Source organism: Allopseudospirillum japonicum (assembly GCF_900108915.1).
GTDB classification, from domain to species: Bacteria; Pseudomonadota; Gammaproteobacteria; order Pseudomonadales; family Halomonadaceae; genus Pseudospirillum; species Pseudospirillum japonicum.
The window spans coordinates 44,588-52,763 of the sequence record NZ_FNYH01000014.1; the positions used below are offsets into that span (position 1 = coordinate 44,588).

8 protein-coding genes are annotated in these 8,176 nt (G+C 43.0%); 4 read left to right on the top strand and 4 right to left on the bottom strand.

Going from position 1 to position 8,176, the window contains the following annotated elements; translation table 11 throughout:
• The first annotated feature begins 48 nt into the window (after window positions 1-48).
• The gene (locus BMX05_RS11180) at window positions 49-2,184 is read left to right on the top strand and encodes a mechanosensitive ion channel domain-containing protein (RefSeq protein WP_093311932.1); all 2,136 of its coding nucleotides are present in this window, start codon (window positions 49-51) and stop codon (window positions 2,182-2,184) included.
• Between the two features lie 288 nt (window positions 2,185-2,472).
• Here BMX05_RS11180 and BMX05_RS11185 read toward each other — a convergent pair whose 3' ends face one another.
• From BMX05_RS11185 to BMX05_RS11195, 3 genes are all read right to left on the bottom strand, one after another.
• Complete coding sequence (locus BMX05_RS11185) at window positions 2,473-3,777, bottom strand: GGDEF domain-containing protein (RefSeq protein WP_093311936.1); 1,305 nt, start codon at window positions 3,775-3,777, stop codon at window positions 2,473-2,475.
• Window positions 3,778-4,205: 428 nt separating this feature from the next.
• A complete protein-coding gene (locus tag BMX05_RS11190; protein ID WP_245710712.1) occupies window positions 4,206-4,637 on the bottom strand; it encodes a lysozyme inhibitor LprI family protein in 432 nt (143 codons plus the stop codon).
• 106 nt (window positions 4,638-4,743) lie between these two features.
• Complete coding sequence (locus tag BMX05_RS11195; RefSeq protein WP_281246224.1) at window positions 4,744-5,091, bottom strand: GNAT family N-acetyltransferase; 348 nt, start codon at window positions 5,089-5,091, stop codon at window positions 4,744-4,746.
• A 41-nt stretch (window positions 5,092-5,132) separates the two neighbouring features.
• Between BMX05_RS11195 and BMX05_RS11200 the strand changes: the two genes are divergently transcribed.
• Window positions 5,133-6,389, top strand: coding sequence for a DNA methyltransferase (locus tag BMX05_RS11200; RefSeq protein WP_218139046.1), 1,257 nt, complete (start codon window positions 5,133-5,135; stop codon window positions 6,387-6,389).
• A 1-nt stretch (window position 6,390) separates the two neighbouring features.
• Window positions 6,391-7,299: a hypothetical protein gene (locus BMX05_RS11205; protein ID WP_093311939.1), complete on the top strand. Its 909-nt coding sequence runs from the start codon at window positions 6,391-6,393 to the stop codon at window positions 7,297-7,299.
• On the opposite strand, the gene BMX05_RS11210 is transcribed toward BMX05_RS11205, so the two are convergent.
• Window positions 7,288-7,578 carry a GNAT family N-acetyltransferase gene (locus tag BMX05_RS11210; protein ID WP_177166892.1) on the bottom strand — a complete coding sequence of 97 codons (291 nt, stop codon included), beginning with the start codon at window positions 7,576-7,578 and terminating at the stop codon, window positions 7,288-7,290. The genes BMX05_RS11205 and BMX05_RS11210 overlap by 12 nt on opposite strands.
• A 131-nt stretch (window positions 7,579-7,709) precedes the next feature.
• On the opposite strand from BMX05_RS11210, the gene BMX05_RS11215 reads away from it, so the two are divergent.
• Window positions 7,710-8,176: RNA-guided endonuclease InsQ/TnpB family protein (locus tag BMX05_RS11215; protein WP_143051968.1), on the top strand; the 467-nt coding region annotated here is incomplete at its 3' end.

Here is an 8,176-nt window from a genome sequence, read left to right on the forward strand (position 1 = left end):
CAGTATTTAAACAGCCAAGCACAAAACCAAGCGCAGATTGTCAGCCAATTGCAAGCCTTGGAAGAATTGCAAACGACTTATGTGCAAGGAATTTCTGATCTGCATTTGCTCTCGTTACAGCAATACGCTACCGCGATGGAGCTGAAAAAACAGCTCGGCCGTGGTGAGTTACCCGCTGAGCAAGCCCCTGAAGGCTTATTGCAAGCCTTGCGCAAAGAGCCATTACGTACACTGGAACAAACGCTTAGCGAGGCGATTAATCAGCGTGCGCACACACGTTTTCGTATTATTTCTTTAGGGGGGCAAATTGCAGAAGAACGTGCCCAGCAAGAAGCCCTAGCCACTGAAGCTGCAAAAGCCGCTGAGGAAGGCGCCGCTTCAGAAGATCCAGCCGCATCTGCACCCACCAGCACAGCGAGCACAACAGAAGAGGCTACCCCAGCAACCCCAACGCAAGCCGAGGCTTTAGCGCCTTTACAAGCTTTAGTGGGCCAGCGTTTGGATTTGTTGGCTGATTTAGATCGTCTAGAAGCAGAACGTCTACAACAAGAAGCCACGTTAACTGGTAGCGAGCGTCTGGAGCAACAGGCAGAAAACCGGATGCGTGAGGGTAGTGGTTGGCTAGAAGCGATTTTGAGTGTGTTACCTTCGGATCGTGCCGCTGAACTGACTGAGTTATTGCGTGGCAATTATCAAAAGCTTTTAATTGTTGAAGCGCAGCAGGCGTTATTGGCGACAGAGAAAGAAAAGGTTGCCCAACTGATCCAGCTCACGCAGGAAGATCGCCAAGCTAGCGCCCAAGCCCTACCCCTGTTAAAGGCACAATTACAGGCATTGACCTTGCAACAAGATACCCTCTGGGTGAGTGCGCAAGCGCAATTACAGCCGCAAAAAGCAGACCAACTCAAAGCGGATTTTAGCGTACGTACCGGTATTTCTTTACCAAGTGCGCCCCCGTTATTAGAAAAGAATAAGGCAGATTTTATTGCTCGGGTGCAAGATGAGCTTTTAACCTTGTATGTACAAAAGCTCGCATTGCAGCAATGGATTCCGGTATTAGAACAGCGTCAAGCGAGCACCTTGTTAAATGAGATTGCTCATTACCGCGACCATGAAGGCCAGCTCAATGCTTTGGATGCTTCCTTTATGCGCATGGTGAAACGTCTCACTGGGCATACGCAAGAAGAACTGGCTCAGTTACCAGAAAGACAACAACCCAGCACCCATTTAGAAACCATTTATTTCCTTGAGGGGGAAATTGGTGCCGATCACGAACAACGCTCGCAGGCTTTATTACGTGCCTTGCTGCGTTTTGTGTTTGAGCTGTTCGCGATTATTTATGGCACTTGGTTTTTAATTATGATGGCTAAGCGCTTTGTCAATCGCAGATCACAAGAAATCGAAATGCGTGCCGGCCCAGAAAGTACACACCAATTGTTTGTGTTGTCTTTTAGTTTTGTTGCTTTCCGTCTGGTAGTGGTCTTGCTTGCGGCGACTTTAGCATTAAGTCGTATGGGCTTTGATATTGGAGTCATTGTTGCCAGCTTGGGGATTGGTGGTTTTGCAGTCGCTTTAGCCGCAAAAGAAACCTTATCGGATCTGATCGGTGGGATTACCCTGTTTGTGGAGCATTCCTTCAGCATTGGCGATGTGATTCAAATCAGCAGCTCAGATCCTAAAATGGGTGCGGCTGAGGTTGGCCGTGTGGAAGCTGTTTCTTGGCGGGTGACCCGCATCACCAATGTAATGAACTACAGTATTACCATTCCGAATGGTCGGGTTTCTGAATCTGTGATTATTAACTACACTCGTCAAGCCCAGCTACGCGATTTTACCCATGTTTATATTTCGCCGGCTTATAGCACCCGTCAAGTGGTGGCGTTAATTAACGAGGCAGTTGATGAATGTAACCTGATCCGTCAGGACCTACAAAAGCAGGTCCTAGCGACAGGGAACACTGTGATCGACAAGGTCTTGGTGAGCCGTTATGAAATCCGCTGGTATACGGATATTCCTTATCTGGCACGCGCCCGTGTTTTAACGGAGCTTTGGACACGTTTGTGGCAGAAATTCCATGAGGCAGGTTTATCCTTGGAATATGGCCTACCGCAGGAAGTACAAGCGCCTGCTTTGCCAGCTCAAGCCAAGACTTTACCTCAGCAACCACCGACTCATAGCGCCTAGTTTGTGGTAGCCCCTAGGATTTACTAGGGGCTTTACGCACCATAATAGGGTTTTTTCTGATCTATTATGGTGTGTTTTAATTAAAAGTGGTCAGGTAAAGGTTTTAACTATAAACTAAATTAGTTAATGGTTGATTGTAATGCATAATAAAATTTACACTCTTTTTTCATTAAAAGCGATCCATGGAGATAGCCACATAAGGAACTAGGTTAAGTGCTTGGTGCTTATAGATCTTATAAAAATTTAAGCAGTTAAATAGGACTAAATCTGCTGATGATTGTTATTTAATCAGTTGACTGAGTGCAGATGTCTGTTTCGTCCCTGTTCTTTTGCAACATAGAGTGCTTTGTCGGCTGCCTTAATCAACTTCTGCAGCTTTGTCTTTTCCGAAGGAATAATTGAGGCCGTACCAATAGTGATGGTGACATGTTTTGCAACCAGAGAAGCTGTGTGCGGTATATTGGCTTCTTTCACTTTATCGATCAAATTTCCCGCCTGCTCATTTATCTGCTGATCTGTAGCATCTGTTGTTGCAACAATAAATTCCTCTCCTCCAAAACGAGCAACGATATCTTCTTGGCGCTTAAAGTTTTGTTTGATGCAATTAGCGACTATTTGTAAAGCTTCATCCCCTTTAATATGACCATAGCTATCATTATATTTTTTAAAGAAATCGACATCGATCATATAAATAGTGATTTTTTCCTGTTGGCGCATAATGCAATGCCATAAATCATTAGCCGCCTCATCAAAATACCGCTTATTGTATAACCCAGTGAGGGAGTCCTGCATTGATTGTAGCCGGATAATTTGGTTTGCCTTTTCAAGATGATTACGTATCCGAACTTGTTCTGTTAAAGCTTTGCCTAACATTTCAGAGGATCTTTCATTAATCTGCTTTTCAAGCGTATATTGTGCAGACATGCCTTTGAGTTTCCAGGCGAGAGTTTGTGCCATTTCTGGTGATATGTCAGCTGGCTGACTAAGGCAAAGTTGATCAATAAATTCATTGATATTTTGGTTCGAGTATTGCTGATCCTGCTTTTTGAAATGATAGGTATATATGGCATGGGTATAGTCCTGTTCTTGCGCGAGGATCTCAGTTTGTAGATCCAACCACAAGAGATCTCCCCACAAAAAGGTACCATGATAAAAAATAGCTCTGGTAAAATCCGGAGGCAACATATCTGCGACTTCTAGAACTGCATAACCCTTTTCCTCATCCAGCGCAAGAAGTCGAGTAAAAAGCCTTTCAGGGTCATAATCTTTAAAAACTAGCTTAAGGCTTTGAGAATTATCTTGCATTTTGATTTGGCCGATACTTCCCCACCCCAAGTTTCGACCGCCGTTTTCATACCAGGCAAGAACGAATTTCTGTCCCGCCTGATGAAGCAGCGTCGGATTGTAATATTCAGTTTCTCTCAGTGCTTCAAACAATTGATTCAAATAAGATATCGGATACCAATCCTCTGCAGAAACATTCTGGATTAGGGAATCAACATCACACGAACTGAGCGCGCTGATACTGTAGAACGTGTTTGCCATACCCAATAAAAATGAGCCATGCACTTTAGCTTGATCTTTTCTAGGCACCCACTACCTCCTATAAATCATCAATAGCTTCCGAGGTCATTATTGTGCTAACAGTCACATCATTCAGAAATAGTTTGAATTATATTTATGATATGACTATTACGTACAAAAATCCTTAATTATTTTATTTATTTGGCTAGCTTTCTAAGCTTATGTACGGCATCGCTTATAGAAATATAAGCAAAAATTTGAATTTTAAAAATCGATCATAGCTTCTTATTTTATTTTCCGATCTAAAAGCTCATATTGTAGAGCAGGATACCTGCAGCAGTACCTCACCAGAATTTGCACTCTGCTTCTTTAATCCATGATAAGATGATTTAGTTAAAAGAAGTTGGCTTATGTAATTTTTTTTCGCAAAAAGTAAACAATGTATTCCTTAACGGCTTCTGCAGCTTTTCATTCGCCGTAAGGATGTGCTTGATAGGCTAGTGTTTTGGTTCAGGTAAGACGGGAGGTGCATCATCCATATAAGTTAAAAAATTCGTCCAAATTTCATGCGTTCTTTGCTTCGTTAGTTTAGTTTTGCAAGAGATAGCCATAACACCTCGAATTGTACCCGCACGCCACTGAGTATAAATAGAGTCACAATGAGATGACATGTAAGCCTGCCAGTTCTCTTGGGCCACTTTAATGGCTTTAACTAGTTCAGGATCATTTGCATGATGCTGAAAACTCGCATCCAGATAATTCAATAGTTCCGCTTTTGCAGACTCTAGTTCAATTGATGCGCACTGGTTAATTTGAAGTGTACTTAATGCATTTTCGCAGTCAATGCTTGTATTTTCAGCATGAACTGCCACAGTAAAAACCAAACTTGAAAGAGTCAATAATAATCGCTTTTTTATTAGTAAAAACATACAAATCCCCCTATTTTTAGAGATGCTTTTTCGGCTTTTGCCTTGATCTTTTCATCAAGGTGGCTATCTAAATATGCCCTTGCCATCGCTTCTCCTGCATACGGATTTATTCCGTAATTTGGGAGACTATAAAAGCACATGATGTTTTTTGTAACCATTTATACATTACTAATGCATCTACATACCCGTTTTTAGGGTGATTAAATGCCCGAGGAAGACGACCAATAGTTTCGAAGCCAAGTTTACTCCATAGGCGAACCGCCCCTTCGTTACTGGATGCTACAAAATTAAATTGCATGGCTTGATAGCCAAGTTCAGATGCAACTTTTTGAGAATGTTCGCACATTGTTGTAGCGAACCCTCTACCTCGTGCTTTTGATGAAACCATATACCCACAGTTGCAAACATGGTTATACCTCCGAGTGCCAGAAACACCATGGACTTTTAAAAACACCCATGGTAAAATGCTTTTTTTACATGATACGAGATTATTACATGAGCAAAATTAAAGCTCGCTCAGGCACATTCACAGATAATATGAAGCTACCTGTCCACAGGTGGTTTCGTTATTCAGCTGGATATTCGGCTGAGTGGGTTCAATCTGAAATAAAAAAATTTGAATCAGAGCATGACACAAAAGCTGTTGTTCTTGACCCATTTTTAGGCTCAGGCACTACAGCTTTTGCAGGTGCTTCTTTAGGCAATCGGGTTTACGGCTTTGAAGGCCACCCCTTTGTAGCGAGAATTGCTAAGGCAAAGAATCAATGGATACTTGATGAATTAGATTTTACAGAAGCTTGCAATCAGGTTCTTAACTTAGCAGAAAAACGCAACAAACAAACTGAACGCCATGATGAATCAAATTTACTAGGGAAGTGCTATGACATCGAAGCACTATCTAAGCTAGATAATTTGCGGTTTGCTTATGAAAAACTGGCCGACGAAAATCCTGTTTGGGAGCTTGTATGGCTTAATATAACTTCCATTCTTAGGGCATGCAGTAAAGCGGGAACGGCCCAATGGCAGTACGTCTTACCAAACAAATCCAAGGCAAAAGTTATTGATGTTAAAGATGCTTTTTTAGGAAAAGCTAAGCTGATGGCCCAAGATATGGAGTACGCAAAATGCGCAAACTGGTCTAATAGCGCCCAAATATTCAAGCAGGATGTTCGGGGATCAATAGAATCACCAAAGTGCAATCTGCTTATTACTTCTCCCCCATATCCAAATAACTATGACTATGCAGATGCTACAAGACTCGAAATGATGTTTTGGGGCGAAATTAGTGGCTGGGGTGATCTGAAAACAGCCGTAAGACCAACAATTATGAGGTCATGCTCTCAGCATTCTGCGGCAGATAAAATAGTGCTCGATGAAATCCTTGAGGAACCACTTCTTGCGCCAATTTTGGAAGAACTCACTCCTGTAGTTAGGGAGCTTGAAAAAGTAAGGCTCGGAAAAGGCGGTAAAAAAACTTATCACACTATGATAGCGGCATATTTTTTGGACTTATCAAAAATCTGGAAAAACTGCAGGCCTGTGATGGATAAAGGGTCAGAAATATGTTTTGTAATAGGTGATTCTGCCCCATACGGTGTTCACGTTCCAGCTGAAAAATGGCTCGGTGAACTTGCCGTGTATCATGGGTTTAAATCATTTTCTTTTGAAAAGCTAAGAGACAGAAATGTGAAGTGGAAAAATAGAACACATACTGTTCCACTTCATGAAGGAAGACTTTGGGTAAAGGGCTAATATGGCAAATAATAACGCATCATCTGGGCATAAACTTGGACAATTGGTAGGAGATTGGTTCGAAGAGCACTTCGTTTTTCCATTACTTCAAACGGTTGGAGAAAAGCTAAACCTTTTTGTTGATTCTAGGTTTGTAGAGAGGACGGCAAGAGCAGGAAAGATTTTATGGAATGATATTGACGGAAATGCAGTCGATTACGATGCAGTTTTGGAACTTGGAGGCACATCTGAAACGCGAGGAGTTCCTGTAGCATTTATTGAATGTTTTTGGCGTCGTGGAAGTCGGCACTCTAAAGATAAGGCGAGAGATGATAGTGGTAAGCTGCTTCCCATGAAAGACACTTATCCTACCGCTAGGTTTTTAGGAATTGTTTCTGCTGGGGATTTTACCAACCCTGCTAGAGAGCTTGTTCGCACAAGAGGAATTGACCTTTTTTACATACCTAAAGCAAAAATAGTACAAGCTTTCGCTGATTGCGGGCTAGTGGTTGATTATCCAGATAAGCTAGCAGAAGAGCAAAAATCAGAATTAGTTAATAATTTTGAAAACGGTTTTACGCCGGAAAAGAAAATCGAAGTTAAAAATAAGTTACACGATCTAGTTGGAATAACGGCAATAAATGGTTATGTCGATCGTGTGCGTTCAACTCTATCCGCCTTGCCACAAGAAATCAGGTTTATACTGCGCCACGATTCTCAACCGATTTCATTTGAAAGTGTTGTTGAAGCTAGTGAATTTCTTGAAAGTCCTTCATTTAAAATGGATTCTCCGATTGAAACCTACATATATGAGGTTACATACACCGACGGTTCTGAATTTATCAAGGAAGTAGATACACTAGAGGAGTTAAGATCGCTGCATGATGAAATTCAATTGCTTGAAAAGCATATGAGGGAGCTATTGGTATAACAAGGCGCTGCACACGGACAATTTTACGCTGCGCTCCAAATTGCCGGTGAGCGCGGCGTTACCAGGCCCAGCTTGGTTTGTTTTTATATAGTATGTACCGAGAATTTCACCAGCTTCCTCAAAAACATACGTCTTTCGGGGTGTGTCTAGCCAAATTTTTTCTGCCTGTTCCTTGGTGGTTTCAACATCGTATGCGTAAGTTTCTCCGGCTTTTACAATTTCATGAAAAATCGGCCAGATTGCATCCCAATCATTCCTTACTGCTTCTCTAATATTCATCAATTTTGCGCGGGAACCCCCGTCCTTTTAGGGCAGGGAGGGATAGCGCGGCGGCGTCAGCCGCCCCTGTTCCCGCTCCTCCGTTTTAAGTGGGTTGCTATCTTCACAAAAAATGTACTAAAATGTGACACATGATGAAACGCGCCTATAAATATCGATTTTACCCGACGCCCGAACAAACTGAGCTGCTGGCCCAGACCTTCGGCTGTGTGCGTTTTGTCTATAACGCGATACTGCGCTGGCGTACCGATGCCTTTTATCAACGCCAGGAAAAGATCGGCTATGTCGCTGCCAACGCCCGACTGACCGACATCAAAAAAGATCCCAAGTTGGCGTTCCTGTCTGAGGTGTCGTGTGTCCCCTTGCAGCAATGCCTTCGCCACCAGCAAGCCGCCTTCAAAAACTTCTTTGAGGGCCGTGCCAAGTACCCGGTATTCAAGAGCAAGCGGCACCGCCAGTCGGCGGAGTTCACCCGCTCGGCCTTTAAATACCAGAACGGCAAGCTGTATCTGGCCAAGAGCAAAACCCCGCTGGACATTCGCTGGAGCCGTGAACTGCCCGGCGAACCCAGCACAGTGACCGTTTCCAAAGACTCGGC